The 23,993-nt window shown below is 64.7% G+C and carries 31 protein-coding genes; 19 read left to right on the forward strand and 12 right to left on the reverse strand.

The annotated features are described in order from the left end of the window. The first annotated feature begins 19 nt into the window (after positions 1-19). From HV753_RS30535 to phnN, 3 genes are read left to right on the forward strand one after another with little or no spacing between them, the layout of a single operon-like run. Positions 20-1,213 (forward strand): alpha-D-ribose 1-methylphosphonate 5-triphosphate diphosphatase, encoded by a 1,194-nt coding sequence (locus tag HV753_RS30535; protein ID WP_175178316.1) that lies wholly within the window; start codon positions 20-22, stop codon positions 1,211-1,213. Positions 1,214-1,215: 2 nt separating this feature from the next. Continuing rightward, complete coding sequence (locus HV753_RS30540) at positions 1,216-1,959, forward strand: DUF1045 domain-containing protein (RefSeq protein ID WP_175178317.1); 744 nt, start codon at positions 1,216-1,218, stop codon at positions 1,957-1,959. Continuing rightward, positions 1,956-2,555 (forward strand): phosphonate metabolism protein/1,5-bisphosphokinase (PRPP-forming) PhnN, encoded by a 600-nt coding sequence (phnN, locus tag HV753_RS30545; protein ID WP_175178318.1) that lies wholly within the window; start codon positions 1,956-1,958, stop codon positions 2,553-2,555. Before HV753_RS30540 ends, phnN begins: the two co-directional genes overlap by 4 nt. 34 nt (positions 2,556-2,589) lie before the next feature. On the opposite strand, the gene HV753_RS30550 is transcribed toward phnN, so the two are convergent. Beyond that, entirely contained in the window at positions 2,590-3,534 is a 945-nt protein-coding gene (locus tag HV753_RS30550; RefSeq protein ID WP_175178319.1) for a LysR family transcriptional regulator, read from the reverse strand. A gap of 107 nt (positions 3,535-3,641) precedes the next feature. Between HV753_RS30550 and HV753_RS30555 the strand changes: the two genes are divergently transcribed. The 3 genes from HV753_RS30555 to HV753_RS30565 all read left to right on the forward strand — a co-directional run bounded on the left by HV753_RS30555 (position 3,642) and on the right by HV753_RS30565 (position 7,020). Continuing rightward, positions 3,642-5,477 carry a gamma-glutamyltransferase family protein gene (locus HV753_RS30555; RefSeq protein WP_175178320.1) on the forward strand — a complete coding sequence of 612 codons (1,836 nt, stop codon included), beginning with the start codon at positions 3,642-3,644 and terminating at the stop codon, positions 5,475-5,477. A 65-nt stretch (positions 5,478-5,542) separates the two neighbouring features. Beyond that, positions 5,543-6,517: a Bug family tripartite tricarboxylate transporter substrate binding protein gene (locus HV753_RS30560; RefSeq protein ID WP_175178321.1), complete on the forward strand. Its 975-nt coding sequence runs from the start codon at positions 5,543-5,545 to the stop codon at positions 6,515-6,517. Next, entirely contained in the window at positions 6,514-7,020 is a 507-nt protein-coding gene (locus HV753_RS30565; protein WP_175178322.1) for a GAF domain-containing protein, read from the forward strand. Before HV753_RS30560 ends, HV753_RS30565 begins: the two co-directional genes overlap by 4 nt. A 62-nt stretch (positions 7,021-7,082) precedes the next feature. Here the strand turns inward: HV753_RS30565 and phnE are convergent, their stop codons facing one another. From phnE to phnC, 3 genes are all read right to left on the reverse strand, one after another. Further along, positions 7,083-7,877 carry a phosphonate ABC transporter, permease protein PhnE gene (gene phnE, locus HV753_RS30570; RefSeq protein ID WP_175178323.1) on the reverse strand — a complete coding sequence of 265 codons (795 nt, stop codon included), beginning with the start codon at positions 7,875-7,877 and terminating at the stop codon, positions 7,083-7,085. A gap of 76 nt (positions 7,878-7,953) precedes the next feature. Beyond that, positions 7,954-8,937: a phosphonate ABC transporter substrate-binding protein gene (phnD, locus tag HV753_RS30575; protein WP_175178324.1), complete on the reverse strand. Its 984-nt coding sequence runs from the start codon at positions 8,935-8,937 to the stop codon at positions 7,954-7,956. Positions 8,938-8,994: 57 nt separating this feature from the next. Next, complete coding sequence (phnC, locus tag HV753_RS30580) at positions 8,995-9,837, reverse strand: phosphonate ABC transporter ATP-binding protein (RefSeq protein ID WP_175178325.1); 843 nt, start codon at positions 9,835-9,837, stop codon at positions 8,995-8,997. A gap of 207 nt (positions 9,838-10,044) precedes the next feature. Between phnC and HV753_RS30585 the strand changes: the two genes are divergently transcribed. From HV753_RS30585 to HV753_RS30605, 5 genes are all read left to right on the forward strand, one after another. Further along, a complete protein-coding gene (locus tag HV753_RS30585; RefSeq protein ID WP_175178326.1) occupies positions 10,045-10,476 on the forward strand; it encodes a GFA family protein in 432 nt (143 codons plus the stop codon). Positions 10,477-10,528: 52 nt separating this feature from the next. Then, on the forward strand, positions 10,529-10,891 hold the full coding sequence (locus HV753_RS30590) for an ArsR/SmtB family transcription factor (RefSeq protein WP_175178327.1): 363 nt from the start codon (positions 10,529-10,531) through the stop codon (positions 10,889-10,891). Then, a complete protein-coding gene (locus HV753_RS30595; RefSeq protein ID WP_175178328.1) occupies positions 10,884-11,423 on the forward strand; it encodes an SRPBCC family protein in 540 nt (179 codons plus the stop codon). The genes HV753_RS30590 and HV753_RS30595 overlap by 8 nt, the downstream gene beginning before the upstream one ends. 528 nt (positions 11,424-11,951) lie before the next feature. Beyond that, on the forward strand, positions 11,952-12,215 hold the full coding sequence (infA, locus tag HV753_RS30600; protein WP_006221179.1) for a translation initiation factor IF-1: 264 nt from the start codon (positions 11,952-11,954) through the stop codon (positions 12,213-12,215). 158 nt (positions 12,216-12,373) lie between these two features. Beyond that, entirely contained in the window at positions 12,374-12,661 is a 288-nt protein-coding gene (locus HV753_RS30605; protein WP_175178329.1) for a hypothetical protein, read from the forward strand. A 52-nt stretch (positions 12,662-12,713) separates the two neighbouring features. Here HV753_RS30605 and HV753_RS30610 read toward each other — a convergent pair whose 3' ends face one another. The 3 genes from HV753_RS30610 to mog all read right to left on the reverse strand — a co-directional run bounded on the left by HV753_RS30610 (position 12,714) and on the right by mog (position 14,624). Next, positions 12,714-13,583, reverse strand: a complete 870-nt coding sequence (locus tag HV753_RS30610) for a M23 family metallopeptidase (RefSeq protein ID WP_175178330.1) — start codon at positions 13,581-13,583, stop codon at positions 12,714-12,716. Between the two features lie 5 nt (positions 13,584-13,588). Further along, complete coding sequence (locus tag HV753_RS30615; protein ID WP_175178331.1) at positions 13,589-13,927, reverse strand: hypothetical protein; 339 nt, start codon at positions 13,925-13,927, stop codon at positions 13,589-13,591. A gap of 64 nt (positions 13,928-13,991) precedes the next feature. Further along, positions 13,992-14,624: a molybdopterin adenylyltransferase gene (gene mog, locus HV753_RS30620; protein ID WP_175178332.1), complete on the reverse strand. Its 633-nt coding sequence runs from the start codon at positions 14,622-14,624 to the stop codon at positions 13,992-13,994. A 288-nt stretch (positions 14,625-14,912) separates the two neighbouring features. Here mog and HV753_RS30625 point away from each other — a divergent pair, with 288 nt between their 5' ends. From HV753_RS30625 to HV753_RS30635, 4 genes are all read left to right on the forward strand, one after another. Beyond that, the gene (locus HV753_RS30625; RefSeq protein WP_175178333.1) at positions 14,913-16,037 is read left to right on the forward strand and encodes a D-alanyl-lipoteichoic acid biosynthesis protein DltD; all 1,125 of its coding nucleotides are present in this window, start codon (positions 14,913-14,915) and stop codon (positions 16,035-16,037) included. A gap of 13 nt (positions 16,038-16,050) precedes the next feature. After that, complete coding sequence (locus tag HV753_RS31315) at positions 16,051-16,176, forward strand: hypothetical protein (protein ID WP_281370991.1); 126 nt, start codon at positions 16,051-16,053, stop codon at positions 16,174-16,176. A 110-nt stretch (positions 16,177-16,286) separates the two neighbouring features. Next, a complete protein-coding gene (locus tag HV753_RS30630; RefSeq protein ID WP_175178334.1) occupies positions 16,287-17,762 on the forward strand; it encodes an inorganic phosphate transporter in 1,476 nt (491 codons plus the stop codon). Between the two features lie 105 nt (positions 17,763-17,867). After that, the gene (locus HV753_RS30635; protein WP_175178354.1) at positions 17,868-18,530 is read left to right on the forward strand and encodes a DsbA family protein; all 663 of its coding nucleotides are present in this window, start codon (positions 17,868-17,870) and stop codon (positions 18,528-18,530) included. A 29-nt stretch (positions 18,531-18,559) separates the two neighbouring features. Here HV753_RS30635 and HV753_RS30640 read toward each other — a convergent pair whose 3' ends face one another. From HV753_RS30640 to HV753_RS30660, 5 genes are all read right to left on the reverse strand, one after another. Next, a complete protein-coding gene (locus tag HV753_RS30640; RefSeq protein WP_175178335.1) occupies positions 18,560-19,174 on the reverse strand; it encodes a glutathione S-transferase family protein in 615 nt (204 codons plus the stop codon). A gap of 43 nt (positions 19,175-19,217) precedes the next feature. Further along, positions 19,218-19,565, reverse strand: coding sequence for an AzlD domain-containing protein (locus HV753_RS30645; RefSeq protein ID WP_175178336.1), 348 nt, complete (start codon positions 19,563-19,565; stop codon positions 19,218-19,220). After that, positions 19,562-20,275, reverse strand: coding sequence for an AzlC family ABC transporter permease (locus tag HV753_RS30650; protein ID WP_175178337.1), 714 nt, complete (start codon positions 20,273-20,275; stop codon positions 19,562-19,564). Before HV753_RS30650 ends, HV753_RS30645 begins: the two co-directional genes overlap by 4 nt. A 78-nt stretch (positions 20,276-20,353) precedes the next feature. Next, complete coding sequence (locus HV753_RS30655; RefSeq protein ID WP_175178338.1) at positions 20,354-20,671, reverse strand: chaperone modulator CbpM; 318 nt, start codon at positions 20,669-20,671, stop codon at positions 20,354-20,356. Positions 20,672-20,673: 2 nt separating this feature from the next. Further along, positions 20,674-21,615: a DnaJ C-terminal domain-containing protein gene (locus tag HV753_RS30660; RefSeq protein WP_175178355.1), complete on the reverse strand. Its 942-nt coding sequence runs from the start codon at positions 21,613-21,615 to the stop codon at positions 20,674-20,676. A gap of 195 nt (positions 21,616-21,810) precedes the next feature. Between HV753_RS30660 and HV753_RS30665 the strand changes: the two genes are divergently transcribed. The 4 genes from HV753_RS30665 to HV753_RS30680 all read left to right on the forward strand — a co-directional run bounded on the left by HV753_RS30665 (position 21,811) and on the right by HV753_RS30680 (position 23,873). Beyond that, the gene (locus HV753_RS30665) at positions 21,811-22,296 is read left to right on the forward strand and encodes a GNAT family N-acetyltransferase (RefSeq protein ID WP_175178339.1); all 486 of its coding nucleotides are present in this window, start codon (positions 21,811-21,813) and stop codon (positions 22,294-22,296) included. Between the two features lie 72 nt (positions 22,297-22,368). Further along, the gene (locus HV753_RS30670; RefSeq protein ID WP_175178340.1) at positions 22,369-22,698 is read left to right on the forward strand and encodes a DHCW motif cupin fold protein; all 330 of its coding nucleotides are present in this window, start codon (positions 22,369-22,371) and stop codon (positions 22,696-22,698) included. Between the two features lie 116 nt (positions 22,699-22,814). After that, positions 22,815-23,450, forward strand: a complete 636-nt coding sequence (gene yfcF / locus HV753_RS30675) for a glutathione transferase (RefSeq protein WP_175178341.1) — start codon at positions 22,815-22,817, stop codon at positions 23,448-23,450. Positions 23,451-23,468: 18 nt separating this feature from the next. Next, positions 23,469-23,873 (forward strand): VOC family protein, encoded by a 405-nt coding sequence (locus tag HV753_RS30680; protein WP_175178342.1) that lies wholly within the window; start codon positions 23,469-23,471, stop codon positions 23,871-23,873. Positions 23,874-23,993: the final 120 nt, after the last annotated feature.

Genomic DNA, 23,993 nt, shown 5'->3' on the forward strand with positions numbered 1-23,993 from the left:
AAGCCGATAACGTCACGCTATGAACTCACACGCCCCTTCGCCCCTGGCCGGTGTCACAGGCCAACGCATCCTGACGCCGCGTGGCGTCGAGCAAGCCAGCTTGCGCTTTCACGGCGGACTGATCGATGACGGCGCCGCCGCCACTGCCCGCAACATGCCCTGGTTCGATGCCGGCGACCTGCTGGTGCTGCCCGGCATCGTGGACTTGCATGGAGACGCTTTTGAACGCGCCATCATGCCCCGGCCCAGTGTCACCTTCCCGTATGACAGCGCGCTGTTCGACGTGGACCGCCAGCTGCTGGCCAACGGCATCACCACGGAATTCCACGGCGTCACCCTGTCCTGGGAAGGCGGATTGCGCGGCGAAGCCTATGCGGAACGCATGTTCGACGCGCTGGAGCGCATGCAGCACATGATGGGCGCGCGTCACTATGTGCACCTGCGCTTTGAGACCCACCACGTGGGTGGGGTGGAACTGGCGCAACAATGGATCCGTGATGGCCGGGTGCGCTTTCTTGCCCTGAATGATCACTTGCCCAGCATGGCACGCCGCCTGGGCGACGACCGCAAGCTGATGCAGTACGCCAACCGCGCCGAATGCGACCTGGACACGTTCCAGGAGCGCATCCGCGCCGCGATGTCGGCGGCCGACGCCGTGGCCGATGCCATGCGCGATCTGACCGCCTGCGCGCAGTTGGCGGGCCTGAAAGTGGCCTCGCACGATGATCCCGACGCCGCCACGCGCCGCTACTATCACCAGTTGGGCTGCGGCGTGGCGGAGTTTCCGCTGACCCGCGAGGCCGCCGGCGTGGCTCGCGACCTGGGCAATTCCGTCGTCTTCGGCGCTCCCAACGTGGTGCGCGGCGGCAGCCACACGGGTGCGCCCAGCGCCACCGAGATGGTGCGCAGCGGCCTGTGCGACATCCTGACATCCGATTACTACTACCCCGCCCCGCTGGCTGCCGTCATGCGGCTGGTGCAGGACGGCGTGCTGCCGCTGGCGCAGGCCTGGAACCTGGTGTCGATGAACCCCGCGCGCGCCGCGGGCCTGAAGGACCGCGGCGCATTGGCGCCCGGACTGATCGCTGACGCCATCGTGGTGGACGACCAGATTGCCGGGCTGCCGCGCGTGGTCGCGGCCATCGTGGGTGGCGAACTGCGCTACGCCACCCGTGCCTTCGGCGACGACAACAACCAGCGCATGGCGGCCTGATCATGCCGTTGGCTCATCGCTACGCTTTGTACCTGGCGCCCACTGGCCCGTGGCGCGAGCACGGCAGCCGCTGGCTAGGCCGCTGCGCGGACACCGGCACGCAGCTGGCGCCACTGCCCGGCCAGTCCGAGCCATCCCGCGCCTGGACCGACGCGCCTCGCCATTACGGCCTGCACGCCACCTTGAAGCCCCCCTTCCGGCTGCGCGCCGGCGCCACGCCAGAAGCCGTGGATGCCGCCGCCCGGGAACTGGCCAGCGGCATCCTCCCGTTCGACGTGGAACTGGAATGCGAAACGCTGCGCGGCTTCCTGGCCTGGCGCATCGCTGAATCCGACACGCAAGGCCAGGCCCGGATCCAGGCTCTGGCAGACGCCGCCGTGCGCCAGCTGGATGACTTGCGCGCGCCCTCGACCCCGGAAGAAATCGCGCGCCGCCAGCCGCAATCGCTGCCACCTGAACAGCAAGCCATGCTGGCGCGCTGGGGCTACCCCTACGTCTTCGATACCTACACGTTTCACATCACGCTGACCGGCAAGCTGATGGGCGAGGCGCTGGAACAGGCCCAACGCAGCATTGCCGCCTTTGCCGATCCACTACGCGGGCAGTCCATGGCGGTACCCGGCATCAGCATCTATGTGCAGCCCGAACCCGGCGCTGATTTTGTTGCCGCGCGCCACTATCACTTCGACGGCACCCACACCGATGCCATCGGCGTGGATTATCTGCAAGGGCCACCCGCGCCATGACGCCGCCGGCCCCCGCCTGGCCGCCCGCCGACGGCGCGCGGCTGATCTACCTGATGGGCGCATCGGGCAGCGGCAAGGACACCTTGCTGCGATTGTTGCGCACCCATCTGCAAGACGATGAACCCGTCCTGGTGGCGCACCGCTACATCACCCGAGATAGCGGCGACACCGAAGACGCTCTGCGCTTGACCCCCGAAGAATTCACCCGTCGCGCCGCGCTGGGCTGCTTCGCCTTGCAGTGGGCCAGCCATGGGCTGCACTACGGCATCGGCGTCGAAATCGACACTTGGCTGACTTACGGCGCGGCGGTCATCGTCAACGGCTCGCGTGCGCATCTGGAACAGGCGCATGCCCGCTACCCCACGTTGACGGCGGTGGAAATCACTGTCGAGCCTGCCTTGCTCGCACGCCGCCTGGCAGGCCGTGGTCGCGAAACCGCCGAGCAAATCGGGCTGCGGCTGGCGCGTGCCACGCAGGCCTTTCCGGTGCCGTCCGCGTGCCAACTGATGCGGGTCGGCAACAACGACGCGCCCGAATCCGCGGCGGCCGCCCTGCTTGGGATCGCCCGGGAGAAGCTGGCCCGCCCCGACCACTAAACCCACCCTGGCCATCAAGCGCACCCCAGGCGACTCAAGCCTTGAGCGGACCGCCGCACAAGTCCAGCAGAATTTCGGAAAAGCGGTCTTCCGCCGCTAGCGCCTGTTCGCGTTTGCGCCGGATCAGGTTGATGGGCGGCAGCTCCCAGCCAAAGTCCCAGGGCAGCACGCCCAGCTTGCCCCGCTGGCAAAGCTCGCCCGCGATGTCTTCGGGCACCACCGATATCAGTGTCTCGTTCATCGTCAGCATGCCTTCGATCACATCGGTGGAATAGGCCTCCAGCACGGGGGAAGGCGGGCGTAGTCCCGCACGAATGAAATGCTCCATGATCAGTTGCCGCGTGGGCGTGTTGGCCGCCGGCAAGACCCAGTCCATGGCCGCCACCGCTGGCCAGTCGGGAGCCCGTCGAGCCAACCGTTGCGCCAGCCGGCTGTGCGCGATCAGGCGTGGCCGTTGCCGGTACAGCACCCGATGCAGCAGATCGTCCAGCGCCACGATCGACGTCGCTCGGCTGATGATGCAATCCAGCTCATGCCGGCGCAGCATCGGCACCAGATGATCCGTGGTGGCGCGGTGCAACGTCAGCGTCACGCCGTGGCGCTGATGCAGGCGGCTGATGGCCGCCGTCAACAAGGCGCTGGACACATAGGGCACCACCCCCACGTTCAGGTGCGCGGAATGGCCGGCATGCAGCGCCTCGACCTCGCGCGCCCACAAATCCAGATCACTCTGCATGTCGCGTGCCCGCTGCAAAGCCAGTTCGCCCAGGGGCGTGGCTTGCAAGCCGCGCCCGCTGCGCAGGAATAGTGGGGCGCCAAAGATGTCCTCCAATTCGGCCAAGGCCTTGGTGACGGCGGGCTGGCTGATCCCGGTGGCAGCAGCCACCCGGGTCAGCGAGCCATGTTTGGCGATATTGGTCAGCAGTGCCAGATGGCGGGGCTTCAGGCGATTGGCTAGACGGGCGGGGTCCCAGCTCATGGCTTTCTCTATAACCGTATGGTTATTCAATTATGCCAACAAAGCCAAATCCAGTTATTTGTCGATCCTATACTTCAGGCATCCTTCCTTGCAGCCAGTCCGTCACCATGAGCGCCTCCTTCACCACTCGTCCTGAAATACGCGGCACCTTCGGTGTCGTGTCGTCCACGCACTGGCTGGCGTCGCAGGTTGCGATGGGTGTCCTGGAGCGCGGCGGCAACGCCTATGACGCCGCCGTCGCTGGCGGCTTCACCTTGCAGATCGTCGAGCCGCACCTGAATGGACCGGGCGGCGAAGTGCCCATCCTGTTCTGGAGCGAACGCGAACAGCGCATGCGCGCGCTATGCGGCCAAGGGCCAGCGCCCGCGTTGGCCACGCCCGCGTACTTCCGCGACCTGGGCGTGGAACTGGTTCCCGGCATCGGACTGCTGCCCGCGACGGTGCCAGGCGCATTCGGCGCCTGGCTGACCCTGTTGCGCGATTACGGCACGTGGGAACTGGCCGATGTGCTGCGCCCCGCCATCGACTATGCGCGCAATGGTTTCCCGCTGGTGCCCCGCGTGTCGCAGGCCATCCTGGCCGTGCAGGCTCTATTCCGAGACGAATGGACCAGCTCGCGAGACGTATGGATGCCCGACGGCCATGTGCCCGCGCCGGACGCCCTGTTCCGCACACCCGCCATCGCGGCCACCTATACCCGCATTCTGGACGAAGCGCATGCCGCCAGCAGCGACCGCCGTGGCCGCATCGATGCCGCCTTGAATTGCTGGTATCGCGGCTTCGTCGCCGACGCGATCGACGCCTACTACACCCATGAAGCCGTGCGCGACACCACCGGGCAACGCAATCGCGGGTTGCTGCGCAAGGCGGACATGGCCGACTGGAAAGCCAGCTACGACGAACCCGCCACGACGCAATATGGCCGCTACACCGTCGCCAAATGCGGCGTCTGGTCGCAAGGGCCCGTGCACCTGCAACAGCTGGCGATGCTGCGCCATTTGGGAATGGACGGCCTGGACCCGACGTCGCCGCAGTTCGTGCACCGAATCGCCGAAGCCGCCAAATTGGCGTTCGCGGATCGCGCCGCCTGGTATGGCGACCCCAATTTCGTGCAAGTCCCGCTTACCGCGCTGCTCAGCGACGCTTATGCGCGGCAGCGTGCGGGCCAGATCGGGCCACTGGCGTCCACCACGCTGCAACCCGGCAGCCCGGCAGGCATCGCTCCCCGCCTGCCCGACCTGGCCGCCGCCGAACGCACCCTGGCCGCCTCCGACATTCGTTTCGGCGTGGGCGAGCCTACGTTTGCCGCCTTGCCGCCAGTGGCCGAATGGGCCGCGCGCGAGATTTTCGTAGGCGACACCTGCCAGATCGACGTCATCGACCGAGACGGCAACATGGTGGCCGCCACGCCGTCGGGCGGCTGGTTGTCATCCAGCCCCGCCGTGCCGGCATTGGGTTTCCCGCTGACGACCCGCCTGCAAATGACCTGGCTGGACGACGGCGTGGCGGGCCAACTGCAACCGGGCAAGCGCCCATGCACGACCTTGTCGCCCGGCCTGGTGCTGCGCGATGGCCAGCCCTACATGGCGTTCGGCACACCGGGCGGCGATCAACAGGATCAATGGACGGTCGCATTCTTCCTGCGCCATGCAATGGGCATGAACTTGCAGGAGGCCATCGACGCGCCCTCGTGGCATATCGACCATTTCCCAGGCTCGTTCTGGCCGCGCACGCAGACACTGAATCGATTGACGGTCGAATCCCGTCTGCCCGACGCGACGATCGAGGCGCTGCGCGATGCCGGCCACGAGGTCAAGGTCGGGCCTGCCTGGTCCGAAGGCCGCATCAGCGCCTGCACGCGCGAACCCGCGGCAGGCGGTGGGCTGTTGCTGCGCGCGGGCGCCAATCCTCGAGGCATGCAAGGGTATGCCGTTGGCCGATAGCGCTTGATCAACCTGTTTCATTCCAGCCGGCGACCAGACCGGCACTTGCACAAGGGGTAATCACCATGACATTGCAATTCAAACGAGTACTGCGCGCGTGCGCGCTGGGCCTGGCATTGACCGCGCCCGCGCTGTCCCAGGCCGCCTGGCCGGAAAAGCCCATCACGCTGGTCGTGCCGTGGGCCGCAGGCGGCTCCACCGACATCCTGGCGCGCGTGCTCTCCGAAGGACTGACTCAATCACTGGGGCAGTCCGTCATCGTGGAAAACCGTTCGGGGGCATCCGGCAATATCGGCACCACCTTCGTGGCCCGTGCCAAACCGGATGGCTACACGCTGCTGGTGGGATCGATGAGCACCCACACCATGAACCAGGCGCTGTACTCCAACATGCCGTTCGACGGCGTGAAGGACTTCACCCCCATCGCCGAACTGGCGCTGGTGACCAACACGATGGTGGTCCACCCGTTGGTGCCCGCCGCCAACCTGAAGGAATTCATCGCCTACGTGAAAGAGCGCCCGGACACGGTGGCCTACGCCTCTGCGGGCCAGGGCTCGACCAACCACCTGAGCGCCGCGCTGTTCGAGAAAGCCGCTGGCGTGAAGATGATGCACATCCCCTATCGCGGCGGCGCCCCCGCGGTGCTGGACACCGTGGCCGGCCGCACGCAGGTGCTGTTCAGCGCCGGCACGCAAACGCTGCCCCACGTGCAGACAGGCAAGCTGAAGTTGCTGGCCGTCACCGAGGACAAGCGCTCGCCGCTGCTGCCCGAGGTGCCCACGGTTGCCGAAACCCTGCCGGGCTATGAACTGTCTGTCTGGTACGGCGCCTTCGGTCCTGCCGGCATGCCGCCGGAACTGACCGCGCGCCTGAACCGCGAAATCAACCTGATCCTGAAGCGGCCCGACGTCATCAAGAAGATGGGCGACATGGGCGTGCTGCTGACCGAAACCACGCCAGAGCAATTCGGCCAGATCCTGGTGCGCGACGCCGACAAGTACGGCAAGCTGATCAAAGAACTGGGGATCACCGCGGAATGACCGGCAACGCCATCACGCAGTCCCCCTCGCCCGTCGGCGTGCAGGCCATAGCGCTGGCCTACGCACGCGCCGACGCGGCGAGCGCCTTGCAAGCCATCGACGCCCATGCCCACACGTCACTCGGACATGCTTTGTGCACCGTGAACCGTTACGACGCGGACGCGATGCGTGTCGTACGCCTGTACAGCTCCAACCCGCAGGCCTATCCGCCGGGCGGCAGCAAGGACAAGAGCGGCACGCCCTGGGGCCGCCACGTCCTGCTGGAACAGCGCGTCTTCGTGGGTGAAGGCGAAGCCGCCATCCGCGAGTTCTTCAACGACCACGACGCCATCCGGGACCTGGGACTGCAATCGGTCATCAACATACCCGTCGTTTACGGCGGGGAGTGCCTGGGAACCGTGAACTTCCTGATGCCACGCCCCCAGGTATCGGAAGCGGACATCGACAGCGCCCGGCTGGCCGCGTTGCTGGCATTGCCGGCGTTCCTGGCGCTGCGCGAGTGAGCTTGCCGGCAACTAAGAAAAAGGCTCGCTGATGGCGAGCCTTTTTTCTTCCTGTCCGCCTATTAAATCAACGCACGGCGTATCCGCGACGACAGCATGTCGATCACGATCACGAACGCCACGATGATGATCATCACCGCGCAGGTTTCAGCGTAGCGGAAGCTGCGGATGATTTCCCACAGCACCGTGCCGATGCCGCCGGCGCCCACGATGCCGACCACGGATGCTGAACGCACGTTCGATTCAAAACGGTACAGCGAATACGAAATCCACAGGGGCAGCACCTGCGGGATCACGCCGTAGACGATTTCTTCCAGCGCGTTCGCGCCCGTGGCGCGCACGCCTTCTACCGGGCGGGGGTCGATGGCCTCAACCGCCTCGGAGAACAGTTTGGCCAGCACGCCCGTGGTGTGTACCCACAGCGCCAGCACGCCAGCGAATGGCCCCAGACCGACCGCCACGATGAACAGCATCGCGAACACCATTTCATTGATGGCGCGGCACGCATCCATCAGGCGGCGCATGGGCTGGTAGACCCACGCCGGCACCATGTTCGACGAACACAGCAAACCCAGCGGCACGGCCACCACGATGGCCAGGAACGTGCCCCAGACCGCGATCTGCACCGTCACGACCATCTCGTCCAGGTACATGCGCCAATCGCGGAAATTGGGCGGAAAGAAGTCGGCGGCGAACTGCGCCATGTTGCCCGAGTCGCGCAGCAGGTCCATCGGCCGCATGTCCGCGCCTTGCCACGACAGGACAAGCAGCGCGAGCACAACGGCCCAGACCATCAGGACCGGCAACGACGAGCGCGGCGCGGCAGGCAGGCGGGAGGAATGGGTGGCTAGGGTCATTGAAAGGAAGCATCCGCGTAGCGTTCAGAAGGACTAGCGCCGGCGCGCATTGCTGCACGCCGGCCTCATGCAAGGCTTACTGCTTGGCCACCGCGGGCTGGCCCAGGCTGGCCAGCTTGCTGTCCAGGTCAGCCAGCTGCTTCTGCTTTTCGGCTTGGCCCAGCGTGCTGTCCGCTTCGACCTTGGCCTTTTCACGCGCCAGTTCGATCTGACGGATCGGCACCAGTTGCTGGTTGTCGGACGCGCGGAAGCCCTGATAGGTCAGTGCCTTCAGGTTGGCCATTTCGCGCTCGGCGTCCTTGCCCTTGCCGTAGTTGATGAAAAAGTCGCGGATGCGGCCTTTCAGGTCAGCCGACAGATCGGAGCGCATGACGAGGGGGTCGGCCGGAATCAGCGGCGACTTCCACAGCACGCGCACGCTGTCGTTGGCGTCCTTGCCCGTGTTCAAGCGATAGCGCTCCAGCGCTTCGGTGTTGTTGACGGCCACGTCCACCTGCTTGTTGATGACCGACAGCAGATTGGCTTCGTGGTTGCTGGCGCGCACCGTCTTGAAGAACGTCTTGGGTTCGATCTTGTTGGCGGCCCACAGGTAATAACCGGGCACGGCGGTGCCGGACGTGGAATTGGGGTCACCCGCGCCGTAGCTCAGCTTGCCGCCGTTCTTCAGCACGTCGTCCAGCGTCTTCAGGTTGCTGTCCTTGTTGACGATCAGCAGCGACCAATAGCCCGGGTTGCCGTCCTTGTCGATCACCGAGGCAAACACTTCGCCCTTGGCGCGGTCCACGGCTTCGATGGCCGACTTGTTGCCGAACCAACCCAGTTGAACCTTGTTGAAGCGCATGCCTTCAATGATGCCGGCGTAGTCCGACGCGAAGAACGGCTTGACCGGCACGCCGATGGCGCGGCTCAGGTCGTCGATGACGGGTTGCCACACCGACTTCAGATTGGTCGACGATTCGGTCGAGATGATGCCGAAGTTCAACGTCTTGGCGTCTTGCGCGTAAGCCTGCGTGGACAGCGCCGCGGCGGCGATCAGGGTGACGAAGGTTCTGCGTAGCATGGGAGACTCCGGGGTATGTAAGGGCAGAGAGGACGGAACAGCAAAGGCGGGACGGATTCAGGCCGCTTGCGCCAAGGGGGACAACGGCGCCAGGCTCGGCATGGCCGGCGCGTGGGACGAATATTCAGGAAGCAATTCGCTCAATTCGGAGCCATACAGGTCACGCAGCATTTCAGGCGTCAGATCCGCCGCGCGGCCGTCGTAGACCACCTTGCCGTGGCGCAGCGCGACCACGCGAGGGCAGTAGCGCAGCGCCACGTCGACCTGATGCAACGACACCACCACGGCCACCTTGCGGCTGCGGTTGATCTGGGCCAGCGTGTCCATCACGCGGCGCGACGACTCGGGGTCCAGCGAAGCAATGGGTTCATCAGCCAGGATCACGCGCGCGTTCTGCACCAGCGTGCGGGCTATCGCGGCGCGTTGCTGCTGACCGCCCGACAGCGTGGAGGCCCGCTGAAATGCATAGTCGTCTATACCTACCTGGGCAAGCGCTTCCAGGCCTTGGCGCACTTCGGCGCGCAGGAACCAGCGGGTCAGGCTGCGCCACAGCGGCACGCGCGGCAGCATGCCCGTCAAGACATTGGTGATGACCGGCAGACGGCCCACCAGGTTGAATTGCTGGAATACAAAGCCGATGCTGGCGCGCGCGGCACGCACATTGCGGCTGAGGCGGCCGTTGCGCTGGATCAACTGGCCATTGACCGTCACGCTGCCCTGGCCCGCATCGCCAGCGACGAAACCCGCCAGATGGCGCAACAAGGTGGACTTGCCAGAGCCGGACGCACCCAGCAACGCCACCATTTCGCCGTCGGCCACTTGCAGGCTGACGTCGTCCAACGCCTTGGCGCCAGCACGGAACGTCTTGCTCAGGTTTTGTACTTCGATGGCGTACGTCATCGTTTGATCCCCTTGTGTGTGGTCATTGCCGCATTCTGTTTTCAGCGCATGACAGCGCGATGACCTGGGAATCGAATCATTTGCCGGAAAATAAGGGGTCAGCAACAGACTGAAAGACCTGCGTCATAAAAGCCCGGGTCCGCGTGTTGCGGCGCCTCGCGGCGCGGGTATATTCAAACTGTTCACCCCACTTGCCTGGCGCTCATCATGATCAAAGGTTCCTGCCTGTGTGGCCGCGTGGCTTACGAGATCAACGGCCCTCTCACCGATGCCCTGAATTGCCATTGCGTCATGTGCCGCAAGTCGCACGGCGCGGCCTTTCGGAGCCGCGCAACCGTCCAGGCCACCGACTTCAAGTGGACCAAGGGCGAAAACCACATCACTTGGTATGCGTCTTCGCCCGGCAACTACCGAGGTTTCTGCGAAGCCTGCGGTACGCCGCTGCTCAGCCGCTTTGATCAGACTCCTGATACCTATGGATTGCCGCTTGGCGCGCTGGACGATGATCCGGGGGTGAAACCCGCCGCCCATTGCCATGTGGCCAGCAAGGCGCCGTGGTTCGACATCACGGACGCCCTGCCGCAATACCCCGACGAATTCCAGGGCGCGCACGAACCCAGCGAGCAGGCCGTTACATAAAAATTCAACCACATGGTTGAACGTTTCAGGCAAGCCGTCTATATTCAACCTTATGGTTGAACTTATCCCCTCCTCCGACTTGGATGCCGTCTTTCGCGCGCTGGCCGATTCCACGCGCCGCGACATGCTGCGCAGCCTGGCACAAGGGGACCAAACCATTGGAGAGCTGGCGGCGCCCCTGCGCATGAGTTTTGCCGGTGCCTCCAAGCATGTGCAGGCCCTGGAACGCGCCGGCCTGATCCGGCGCACCATCCACGGCCGCACCCATGTGTGCAGCCTGAAGCCGGAGCCCATGGCGGAAGTCATGGAATGGCTGCGTTTCTATGAACAATTCTGGGCGGGCAAACTGGATGCGCTGGAGTCGGCGCTGATTTCCCCCACCCCACCCGCGTCCCTAGGAGAGCAACATGAGTGATCACGGCGTCGTCCTGGATCCCACGTCCCTGCGTTTTACCCGCCAGCTTCCCGCCAGCGTGGAGACGGTATGGGCGTTTCTGACCGAATCCGAAAAACGGGGCCGCTGGCTGGCCACCGGCGACATGGATCTGCGCGAAGGCGGCGGCGTGACCTTGCGTTTCGTGCACGCCGACCTGTCATCCGTGGTCGAACCGACACCGGAACCCTATAAGCCCTACGAAAACGGCGTGACCACCCATGGCGTGATCACCCGCTGCGAGCCGCCGCGGCTACTGGCCTTCACATGGGGAGGTTCCAAGGGCGAGCCCTCCGAGGTGACGTTCGAGCTATCCCCCCAGGGAGAAGGCACGTTGCTGGTGCTGACGCACCGAAAACTGAACTCTCGCGAGGGCATGATCGACGTGGCTGGCGGCTGGCACACCCATCTGGACGTACTCTCGGCCAGACTGGCGGGGCGCGAGCCTGGCCCGTTCTGGTCGACGCACCACGGTTGGGAGGCCGACTATCAGGCCCGCATTCCCGCCGCGTAGAGTCGTTCAGTAGCAACTATCACGGCGCAGCGCCAGATAAATACTGGCTAATCGCTGCGCTTTGCAGTAACATAAGTCCGTGATTTTTCCGCAAAAAACCGGGCTTCGGTCACTCTGCGTGCCAACCTGTACCCCTTCGGGTCGCCCCCAAGATACTCAGGCTGCCCCCGGTTTGGTTGAGATAACTGTCAACGGCACTGTTAACAGTGCCGTCAACAACGCTGCCAACGGCGCCGCACCATCACCGCGCCGCCTGGCATTGCAGCAAAAGTTCCAACCCGCTTCTTTCGACGCTGTGCGTTTGCACCGTGCCGCGACCAAGCCGCGCATTGCAGTCACATTGCCCACGCTGCGCGAGTATCCGTCATTTCAGACATCCAATTGGGATGCGGTGGCCCTTACCCGCGCTTGCCCGAACGTTTTACGTTCAAACCGCTGGACCTGGTTATTTGTGTCCAACGCGCATGCCGCTTCGCGCGGCGCGTCATGCCGCCGGCCTGGCTGCGCGTATTGATCAAGGAGTAGAGAATGGCTAAAGAAGAACTCATCGAATTGGATGGCATCGTTGACGAAGTGCTGCCCGATAGCCGCTACCGCGTCAAACTGGACAACGGCATCGAAGTTGGTGCTTACGCCTCCGGCCGTATCCGCAAGCACCGCATCCGCATCCTGGCGGGCGATCGCGTCACCCTGGAAATGTCGCCTTACGACCTGACCAAGGGCCGCATCAACTTCCGTCACAAGGACGAGCGCGCTCCCGCTCCGCATCGTCCCCAGCAATACCGCCGTTAAGCCAGGGCTCCAGGGCCGGCCCCAGGCCGGCTCCCTGCCCCTGTTCGCGCCGGGCCTTAAGCCCAAGCCGCGATATGCCGTAATGCGTGGGACGTCCATTCGTGAAAGAATGGCGCGCTTGCCAGGCGCAATGTCTGGCTGGATACGCATGAAGCAAGATGGATCTTAAAGAAGAGTTGCAAGCCGCCGCCGACCAACTTTCCCTGGCACGAAGAAAATTCGTGAAGGGAGAGGAAGGCCTGCGTCTGCTCAGCCAATCGCGCGAGGCGTTCATCAACAGCCTGCGCAATACCGGCCTGACCTACGCCGAAGCCAAGATCAAGTACGACAATTGCCTGGATGAACAGGAAGCCCAGCAAAGCCATGTGCAGCAGCAGATGGAATATGCCGAGCGCATGCACCAGTTCGTACTGAACAAGATCGCGCAGCAGACCGCCACGGTCTAAGTCGGGGCCAGTATCGCGTCTGGCTTTCGCCCGGCCAGCCGCCGGCCCTGGATCAGGGCTTGAAGGCGCCGATGAAGATCGCGGGATCAACCCGCGCATCGTTCAGGCTGACATTCCAATGCAGATGCGGACCCGTGGCCCGCCCCGTGGCGCCCACCTTGCCGACGACGCCGCCACGCGGCACCTCGTCACCCACTTTCACATCGATGGCCGACATGTGGCAGAACATGCTGACAAAGCCTTGCCCGTGGTCCACGAACACGGTCTTGCCATTGAAGAAGTAATCCCCCACCAGCACAACCACACCCGCCGCCGGCGCCTTGATCGGCGTGCCCGCCGGCACGGCGAAGTCCAGGCCCGAATGCGGATTGCGTTCCTGGCCGTTGAAGAAGCGCCGCAAGCCGAACGGGCTGGATAGGCGGCCGCCGTTCACTGGACGGTCCAGCAACAGATTGCTGGGGGTAATGCCGGCGCGATACGTCCGGTTGGCCGCGCTCTGCTCGGCCATCTCGCGTTCGATGCGCTTCATGTCGTCCGGATTGGGATCGACCTGGCGTGGATTCTTCAGCGTGATGTGTTGCGCCACATACTCCTTGGCGCCCACCTTGAACGGCAGCTTGCGCTGGCCGCGGGCGTCGTTGACCACCACCTGCTGCTCACCAGGCTTCACACTGAGCGGAATGCCAACCACGGCGATCCATTGCTTGCCCTCTTCCCGCACGACCAGCACGCGCCGGTCCAGAAAGCTCACCTCGGGCGCGCGGTCGGCGTCGCCCAACGGCAGGACGGCCACGCCGCCAGGCACGGGCGCATTGAGCTTGCGTGAAATGAACCCTTGTTGCGCTTGGGCGCGGGCCGGCAGGCTCAGGCCCATCACGGCAGCGGCCACGCCCAGGCGCAATACGTCACGGCGTTTGAACATGGCGCTTACAGGCACAAGTTCGCCGGTTCGATGATGCTTTGGTCGCGACGGGCGATGCGCGTGGACAGACGCGCCTCGGTCTTGCCCTTCCAGGTTGTGGTCGTCAGCACGGCTTCGACGCCCAGGCTGTCTTCCTGGATCAATTCAAAGCCGTTGCGCACCGCTTTCTGCTGGAAGTTGATACCCAGGTTCTTCCAGGCATCCGCCACGCAGGTGGTGTAGTCCTCGGCCGTGCGCTGGGTCGCGCCGTAGAAGACCGGGTCGCGCTGGCGCACATCTTTGACATTGGCGCAGGCCGTCAATGCGGCCAGGACGGTAAGAGACAGGACGAGACGAACCTTCATGACGATAAGACTCTCAAGCAGGAGGGGTGAACAGGGGCGGCCAAAACTATAACGCAGCGGCCAGTCAGGCCTGCGGCGCGCGGCGAGCCGATTTGGGGCGGAATGCGTCGATGACTTGCGCTTGCGTTTCCGCGTACGGGCCACCGATCAGGTCGATGCAATAAGGGATGGCGGCGAAGATACCCGGCACCAGCACGGCGCCGTCTGCGTCCTTCAATCCTTCCAGCGTCTCGCGTATGGACTTCGGCTGGCCGGGAAGGTTCACGATCAGAGCGGCATGGGACGGCGTTTCGCGAATGACGGCAACCTGGCGCGACAGAATGGCAGTGGGAACAAAGCGCAGGCTGATCTGGCGCATCTGCTCGCCGAATCCGGGCATTTCCTTGGTGGCGACCGCCAGCGTGGCCTCGGGCGTGACATCACGCCGGGCCGGGCCGGTGCCACCGGTGGTCAGGACCAGATCGCAGCCGCAGATATCCACCAGTTCGATCAGCGTTTCTGAAATGCGGGCGGATTCGTCGGGAATCAGACGATCCACCGCCTGCCAGGGCGTGACCAGCGCGCTTCCCAACCATTCCCGCAGTGCGGGCAGGCCTTGGTCCTGATACGTGCCGGAAGAGGCGCGATCGGAAACGGACACCAAGCCGATGATCAGATCGTCGGGATGGCGGCGGGCGATTCGGGGCGTGGCGGTCATGGCGGCAGCGTCTTGGAAGAGAGGAAAAAGGGGAAATCGGCGCCGGACTGCGGCGCGCGGCGCGGTCAATCCTGGAAATCCAGAAGAAGCCCGCGAGGTCGATGCTATCGCATTCTTTCCCAGGAGGACGCGCGATGGTCCCGGTGCCGCACGCCCACAACGTTGTGGCAAAAAAGCGAATCGTCCCCGGCCCCGCTTTCTCGCGCTTGTTTCGGTCATACGTGCTGGATAACATTCGCTAACAATGTAATTCCGTATTCGGCCGCGTAACGCCCATTCGCACCCTCCATGTTCAAACGCACCCTTCGGCAGCACGCGCTGGCCGCGACGCTGGCCCTGTCCGTCGCCGCCGCTTGCGGCTGGGGCGCCTGGCATTTCCTGGCCCTGAAAACGGAACCCGTACCCACGGCGGCTCCCGGGATCTACCTTCCCAACCTGGGCAATACCCTGCAAGAACAGACGCGCAACCTGTCGCGGATGAGCCAGGCGCTGCGCACGGGGGACCGGCTGGTGATCCTCGGATCGTCCGAACTGACCAGCAACGACCTGCGCTTCGTGCCGTACCGCTATCTGGCGGATGAGTTGCAGATGCCCGTGCTGGCGTATGGCCATTCGGGCTTCCAGTCGCTGGGCATGCAATTGGTGCTGGCCGCGCTGGCCGATGACCTGTCACCGGCCTCGCGGGTAGTCGTCATGCTGTCGCCCGGCTGGTTCGACGGTGACGGCGGCCTGGGACCGGATGAATTCAAGGAACACGCCAACCCGTTGCTGCCCCGTTTGCTCAAGCAGCCCCAGGGCCGGGCGGAGCTGGCGCGCTGGCTGCGCGACAAGGGCGACGCCAGCGTCGCGTGGTCCATGATGACCGAGCAGGCCTACGTTCTGCGCCAGCGTCTGGTCGACCTGTGGACGCCAGCCTATGCCGCGCCCGTGCCCGAACGCGAACAGGAGGGCCCGGCCGCCGCCGCCCGCGTGGTGGACTGGGACGCCCTGGCCAACCAGGCGCAGAGCGCCGAGCAGGACCTGATGACCAGCAACCGTTACGCCGTGCGGGACGAATTCTTCAATAAGTACCTGCGCACGATTCCCGAGGGCGGCAAGACCGCCTACCAACCCCAGCCGCTGACCGGCCGCGACGAGCTGCGGGAATTGACCGCGCTGATGGCGCTGCTGCGCCAGCACAATGTAAACGCGCTGTTCGTGATGCAGCCCCTGCACCCGATGGTGTTCAAGGATCTGGCCCGCTTCGAGCCCATCCAGCAGGAAGTCGCCGGACTATGCCAGCGCTACGCGATGACCTGCATGGACATGTACAGCGCGCCCTTCGAGGTGGGCATGCTGCGCGACGTGCAACACCTGGGCGAACTGGGATGGCTGCGAGTCAACCAGAAGATAGCCGAAGTGTTCCGACCGTGAGAGGCGCCCGCAAATGAAAAGATCCCTTTGGCTTTGCCTGCTGTATCTGGGCGTCCTGGCCGTGCTGCTGATCCAGGCCGATACCGCCGCCAATCTGGGCAAACCCATGGAAATCGAATTCCAGTACTCGAAATTCTAAAAGCGGGGCCGGCGGGGCGAGTCTGTAAATTGGTTTTTCAACGCAACCAGGGTCAGGTCACAAATCTGCAATAATCGGCTCCTCTCGCCGGAACCTCGCCCCCCGCCTCCATGTTCGACCTATTCCACGGCCTAGATCTCTGGGTTGGCCTCAGTCTTGTGTTGGCCCTGACATTCGTCCTGGCCTTTGAATTCATCAATGGCTTCCACGACACGGCGAACGCCGTGGCGACGGTCATTTACACCAAAGCCATGCCGCCGCACCTGGCGGTCGTGCTGTCGGGCATCTTCAACTTCCTGGGCGTGCTGCTGGGCGGCGTGGGCGTGGCCTACGCGATCGTCCATCTGCTGCCCGTTGAATTGCTGATCAACGTGGATACCGGCCGCGGGCTGGCCATGGTGTTCGCCATGCTGGCGGCCGCCATCGCGTGGAACCTGGGCACCTGGTACTTCGGCATCCCCGCGTCCAGCTCACACACCCTGATCGGCTCGATCCTGGGCGTGGGTCTGGCCAACGCGCTGATCACCGATCTGCCGCTGGCCGATGGCGTCAACTGGGGCAAGGCCGTCGATATCGGCCTGTCGCTGGTGGCGTCACCGGTGGCGGGCTTCCTGGTGGCGGGTGGTCTGCTGCTGCTGCTCAAGCGCTGGCTGCCGCTGTCCAAGATGCACAAGACGCCGGATCAACGCCGTGCGATCGACAACAAAAAGCACCCGCCGTTCTGGAATCGCCTGGTGCTGGTGCTGTCGGCCATGGGCGTGAGCTTCGTGCACGGATCCAATGACGGCCAGAAGGGCATTGGCCTGATCATGCTGGTCTTGATCGGCATCGTGCCGGCCAACTTCGTGCTGGACACGACCAGCACCACGTACCAGATCGAACGCACCCGCGACGCCGCGAACCACTTGAACGTGTTCTACCAGCGCAACGAAGCCATGCTGGGCGATTTCCTGGCGCTCAAGCGGGCGGATGCAACGACCGAACTGCCGCGCAATTTCCGCTGCGACCCGGAATTGACCTTGCCGACCATCGCCGCGCTGCAAACCGATCTGGCCGGCGTCAGCAACTACGCCGACCTGTCCGCCGAAAAGCGCATCGACGTCCGCCGCTATCTGCTGTGCCTGGACGATACGGCCAAGAAGGTGTCGCGCATCGAAGGGCTGCCCGCCCGCGAACGCGCCGACCTGCAACGCCTGCGAGCCGACCTGACCGCGACCACCGAATACGCCCCCTTCTGGGTGATCGTGGCCGTGGCCCTGGCGCTGGGAGCGGGCACCATGGTCGGCTGGCGCCGCGTGGTGCTGACCGTGGGCGAGAAGATCGGCAAGCAAGGCATGACATACGCCCAAGGCATGTCGGCGCAAGTGACGGCCGTGGCCGCCATCGGCCTGGCCAACGTGTTCAGCCTGCCCGTGTCCACCACCCATGTGCTGTCGTCCGGCGTGGCCGGCACGATGATCGCCAACAAGACCGGATTGCAAGGCAACACGGTGCGCAACATTCTGCTGGCCTGGGTGTTGACCCTGCCCGCGTCGATGGCGCTGGCAGCGGGCCTGTTCTGGATCGGCGTGCAGATCACCGGCTGATCGCGCGCCCCCCAAAGGCCGTGCAGGCAATCTGCACGGCCGATGCAACACTCTGGCTACCGCGCCAGGCTGTTTTCCGCCTTTGCCCGCGTCTACCATGACGCCATGGCTACCCACACCCCCACTCTGCATTACCTATTTGATCCGCTTTGCGGCTGGTGCTATGGCGCCGCCCCGCTGGTGGACGCCGCACGCGGCATCGCCGGCCTGACGGTCGCCGCCCATGGTGGCGGCATGATGACCGGCAGCAACCGCCAGCCCGTCACCGACGCACTGCGCCGCTACGTCATGCCCCACGACGAACGCATCGCCGGCATGACCGGACAGGTGTTCGGCAAGGATTACTTCGACGGCTTGCTGCGCGATGCGGATGCCGTGTTCGATTCCGAACCGCCCACCACTGCCATTCTGGCCGCCGACGCCGTGGCCGGCCGTGGGCTGGACCTGCTCAAGCGCCTGCAACGCGCGCACTATGTGCAAGGCTTGCGCATCGCCAAGGCCGATGTGCTGAAGACGCTGGCCAGGGAAATTGGCCTGGACGGCGATGCCTTCGACGCCGCCTACGCCGCCGCCGAAGGGGCGGATACGGCCGCCCACATCGCCGCCAGCCGCAAATTGCTGGCGCAGGTTGGCGGCTCGGGCTTTCCGACGATGGCGCTGGAACACAATGGTGTCTTCACGCTGCTGGAGCCCAGCCGCTATCTGGGCCGCCCGGCCCAATGGCAGGCGGACCTGCGCGAACGCATCCAGGGCCAGGCCAGGGTCTAGGGTCCAGGCCTGCCCCGCCGCGACGGGCGTCAGTTCTCTTCGATATCGCCATCCCGCTGCAACGCCCGGTGCATCGCCGGGCGATTTCCCAAGCGCTCGACATAGGCGCCGAACACCGGCGATTCGGGCATCACCTTCATCTGCATCATGTATTGCAGCGCGCCGCCCAGCACGATATCCACAGCCGAGAAGTGGGCGCCTAGAAAATAGGGGCGCGTTTGCAGGACGCGCGTCAGCACCTGTTCCACCTCGTCCGCTGATCCCCAGCCCTGGCCGCTGGGCTCGTACGGCCGTTTGACGATGCGTTCAACCATCGCGGGCTCGAACACGCCGGTCGAATAAGACAGCCAGGTCAGATAGGGGCCGCGATTCGCGTCGCCGACCTGCGGACCCAGCCCTTTCTCTGGGAACATGTCCGTCAGATACAGCGCAATGGCCGGAGTTTCAAATATGGGCACCCCGTCATGCACCAGTGCCGGCACTTTGCGGTGCGGATGAATGTCAACGTAGTCCGCAGGCATGTGGCCCGCACTATCGGTGCCACGGATCGACACCATTTCAGTGTCATAGGGCACGCCCAGTTCCTCAAGCAACCACAGGACCCTGAACGACCGCGAGCGCGGCGCATGGTAGAGCGTAAGCATGATCGGCCTCCTTGAAGAGTCCGGTCATTTTGCCTGGATGGTCTTAGCCCGCCAAGGCCAGCAACACCCCGTATCCCGCCATGCCCAGCAACACGGCCACGCCGGTATTGCTGACCAGACGCGCGGCCACGCCCGTGACCACCAGGCCGCCCACGTATGGCGCCAGACGGGCCGCGTCAGCGCCCGCATCCAGCAGATCCGGCACGATGACGGCCGCCGCGATGCCCGCCAGCAAACTGGGGCCCAGCGCGGCCAGCGCCGAGCCTTCGCGCGACAGATGCCGCAGCAGGCGACTGCGTTCGGACAGCATGAATGGCAGCGCGCGCGTCAGATACGTAATGACGGCCATCGCCGTCACCGCGCCCCAGAAACCCAAGCCTTCGACGTTCATGCGGACCTCTTCAGACGATAGACGGCGCAGCCGATGACGGCGCCCACCAGGATGGCCAGACTGCCATGCCCCAGCGCGGCCACCACGCCGGCCCCCGCCACCGCGGCAATGACAGGCAGGCCCATGCCCCGCTTGGCGCTCTGGCAGACAAGCGCCATGAACAGCGCCGGCAAGGCAAAGCGCATCACCTGCGACAACATGGGGAAATGGCGCTCCAGGCCATCGCCGGCATACACGCCAACGGCGGTTCCGGCGATCCAGGTCAGCCAGGCACCCAGCCCCAGCGCAATCATCCAGTCCTGGCGGCGGCCTGGCGGCACGCTTTGCAGGCGGTTGAACGCCGTGGCAAAGACTTCATCGGTCAGCAGAAAAGCGACCTTCAGACGGTCGCGCAGCGCGGCGGGCAAAAAGCGCGACAACAGCGGCCCATAGAGCAAGTGGCGGGCGTTCAGCAGCGAACACAGCGCCACGACCCAGAGCCAGGGCGTGCCGGCCTTGATCGATGCCAGCAACAGGAACTGGCTGGCGCCGGCATAGACGAACACGGAAATCAGGACGACTTGCAGTGGGGTCAGGCCGGCCGCGACACCCGCGATGCCAAAGGTCACGGCCACGGGGAAATAGCCAATCATGACGGGCAGGCAGGACTTCAGCCCATCGATGCGCGCGCTGCCTGCCAGGGCAGGCGCGCGGGGGGAAGACGTCTCCAAGATGCTTTTCGCTTGTTCATTGTGGTGAAACAAGCGAGTAGTTTACCTACCCCGAGTCGCTGCCTCGAGGCCGCGATTTCACTGCTCTGGCGCACCCAGCGCCCGCAGGTGCGCTTTCAGGCGCCGGACTTCCTGGCTCAGGTCCAGGATCAACGCCACGGCGTCCAGGCTGGCGCCGAAGTCGTGCTCCAAGCGGCGCGCATGCAGCGCGCGTTGCAGGTCGACGCTGTAGAAGCACCATTCCGCACGCTGCGGGCTATTGGCGTTGACGATGCCGACTTCAACCAATTGGGCAACCCATTCCACTTCCGCGCCGCAGGCGCGGGCCAGGTCGTCCGCGCTGAGCGGCTGCGATTTGCCCACGACGGTGGCGCTGGTGATGACAAGCTTCTTCATGGTCAAACCCCCAAGTGGCGCCGTGGGTTGAAAGGCACATCCTGCTGTAGCTTCCGGTAGGCCGCCCGGGCGGCCTCGCTATCTGCCGGCGGCAGCACCAGGTCCAGCACCAGGTACAAATCCCCCGGCGGATCGCCCGGAATGCCGCGTCCGCGCAACCGCAGCTTGCGCCCATTGCCCGACCCGGCCGGGATCGACACCTCGACCGTACCGCCCGGCGTGGGCGTATCCACCTGCGCGCCCAGCGCGGCTTCCCAGGGGGCGACGGGCAACGTCATATAGAGGTCACGGCCTTCCGCCCGATAGCGTGGGTGGGGCTTGAAGCGCACTTCCAGATACAGGTCGCCGTTTTCCCCGCCGCCATAGCCGGGCATGCCCTGCCCCGCCAGCCGGATGTACTGGCCTTCACGCACACCCGGGGGAATGCGCACGCTGAGCGTGCGGGTCTTCATGTGGGGATGGCCCTGGTCGTCCATCTCCATCGATCTCAGGCTGATGTCGCGCGTGGCGCCCTTGAGCGCGTCTTCCAGGTCCACTTCGATGGCGGCATGATGGTCGTCGCCGCGCGCGCGGAAGTCCTGCTGACGCGGGCCGCCTCGCTGGCCACGGCCGCCAAACAGCGACGAAAAGAACTCGCTGAACTGCGCTTCGTCGCCGGGCGCCGCGCCTCGATGGAATTCAAAACCTTCGTCCCATCCAGGCGGCGGCTGGAAGCCGCCGTCGGACGACACGCCGGCGGCAAGATTGTCGTAGGCCAGCCGTTTTTCCTGGTCGCGCAAGACGTCATAGGCTTCGTTGACGTCGCGCATGCGGACCTCGGCGTCGCTTTCCTTGCTGACGTCGGGATGATATTTGCGGGCGAGCTTGCGGTAAGCACGCCGGATTTCGTCTTCGGAGGCGCTGCGCTCCACCCCGAGAATGCTGTAGTAGTCCTTGAACTCCATATTCCAGCTCACCTTAAGGGTTTCGGCCGCATCGGGCGGTGCCGCGTCCGGCCTTGAATATCAAGAAGATAGGGGTTGCGAACCGATTTTTCAATGCGCAATATCAGCTGCCGACGTGCGTGCATAATGTCAGGTTGCCCCGATTCCAGGGCGTGGCCGGCCGTCTCCGGCCAGGATCAGACATAGGAACCGATCGTGCTGGAAATCATTGACGTTGACTTCTCCAATCCGGACCACGGCCGCCAGGTGCTGGCCATGCTGAACGACTATGCCAGCGGCCCCATGGGCGGCAACTCACCGCTGCCGGAATACGCGCAGCAGAACCTGATCGCCGAACTGGCTCGCCGCCCGACCGCCCACGCCTTGCTGGCCCAGGTCGATGGCCAGCCCGCTGGCGTGGCGATCTACCTGGAAGGCTTCTCCACCTTTGCCTGCCGGCCGCTCATCAATCTGCACGACCTGGGCGTGTCCTCGCGCTTCCAGGGTCAGGGCGTTGGCAAACAGCTGCTGAGCGCACTAGAGGATCGGGCCCGTCAGATGGGCTGCTGCAAGATCACGCTGGAAGTGCTGGAAGGCAATGCCGTCGCCCAGGGCCTGTACCGCAAATTGGGCTTTGAAGGCTATGCGCTGGACGACACCACGGGCCGCGCGATGTTCTGGCAAAAGAAACTTGTCGCATGAGTGGCGTAGTATTTGTTTTTTGCCGAGCGGCATCCTTTGAACACGCCGCCGGCCCACACCGCAGGATTCACGATGAAGATGAGCAACATCCCCTTCGGCACCACGGACTGGTCCGAGGTGGAACGCACTGAACACGCTGGCGACACCGGCATGGCCTATTGGCGCACCCGGCAGTTCGGCGACCTGCGGGTCCGCATGGTGGAATACACGCCGGGCTATCTGGCCGACCACTGGTGCAGCAAGGGCCATATCCTGTTCTGTCTGGAAGGCGAACTGCATACCGAGCTGGAAGACGGCCGGCAGTTCGTCCTGACCCCGGGCATGAGCTATCAGGTGGCTGACCAGGCCGAGCCGCATCGCTCGTCCACCACCACGGGCGCCAAGCTCTTCATCGTCGACTGACGCGCCGGCGCGACACGCGAAATTGCAATTGCGTTACGCTTTGCCATTCACGCGGCGCCGCGCCATCCGTCGGTTCCGCACCGCCATCCACGACCCCGCCTGACCGGAGACAAGATTTGGGCGCCCCGATTACGCTATACGTTGATTCCCAGTTTCTCAGCCCGTACGCCATGTCGGCCTATGTGGCGCTGACTGAAAAGAAATTATCCTTCGAGTTGCGCCCGATCGATCTGGAAGCGGGCGAGCAACGGATGCAACCGTATCAATGCCGCGCGCTGACGGCACGTGTGCCCGCGCTCACGCATGACGGCTTCAACCTGACCGAATCCAGCGTCATCGCGGAATACCTGGAAGACGTATTCCCCGCGCCTGCGCATACCGCGCTGTATCCCCAAGCGACGCGCGAACGGGCCCGCGCCCGCCAGTTGCAGGCCTGGTTGCGCAGCGACCTGGCCGCGCTGCGTCAGGAACGTCCCACGGAAACAGTGTTCTACGGTGCCGCCGGCCAGCCCCTGTCCGACGCCGCGCACGCGGCCTCGGCCAAGCTGATCCAGGTGGCCAGCTACCTTATTGGCGTGGACCAGACCTCCCTGTTCGATGAATGGTGTATTGCCGACACGGACTTGGCGGTCATGCTGAAGCGCCTGGCGCTGGACGACCTGCCCGACTCCCTGCGCGCTTATGCCGACGCCCAATGGCAACGGCCCTCTGTCCAGAAATGGCTGGAGCACAACGCCGACGCGCGGGCCTGACAGCCGCCCGGGGCCGCGATGCAATTACTGGATCACGTCTCCATCACGGTTTCCGGGCTGTCTGATGCCCGGCCGTTCTATGACGCCGTGATGCAGGCACTGGGCGCGGCCAAGGTCTATGACCGGCCCGACGCCCTGGGCTACGGCGAACGTTGCGGCCCGGGCAGCGGCCAGCACACCTACTTGTCCGTCCTGACTACCCCCGGCGCGTCGCCCGACCCGGCTGGCGCCCGCCACCACTGGTGCTTCAAGGCGTCCAACCGCGCTACCGTCGACGCATTCCACGCCGCGGGCCTGGCTCACGGCGGCCGCGATGGGGGCGCACCCGGGCTGCGCGAGCACTATCATCCGCAGTATTACGCCGCCTTTCTGCTGGACCCCGACGGCAACCGCATCGAAGCCGTCTGCCACCACGACGGCTGACCCAGGCGCAATGCGCGTCCGGCGCCCGGGTTTGACTGCCCGCGCGCCAAAAAAGGGACAGAGACTTCACGATCTTTGACTGCCATCAACCGACCCGATGTTGCGACGCAGCATTCTATG

The sequence above is a fragment of the Achromobacter pestifer genome (genome assembly GCF_902859625.1).
Taxonomy (GTDB): Bacteria; Pseudomonadota; Gammaproteobacteria; order Burkholderiales; family Burkholderiaceae_B; genus Achromobacter; species Achromobacter pestifer.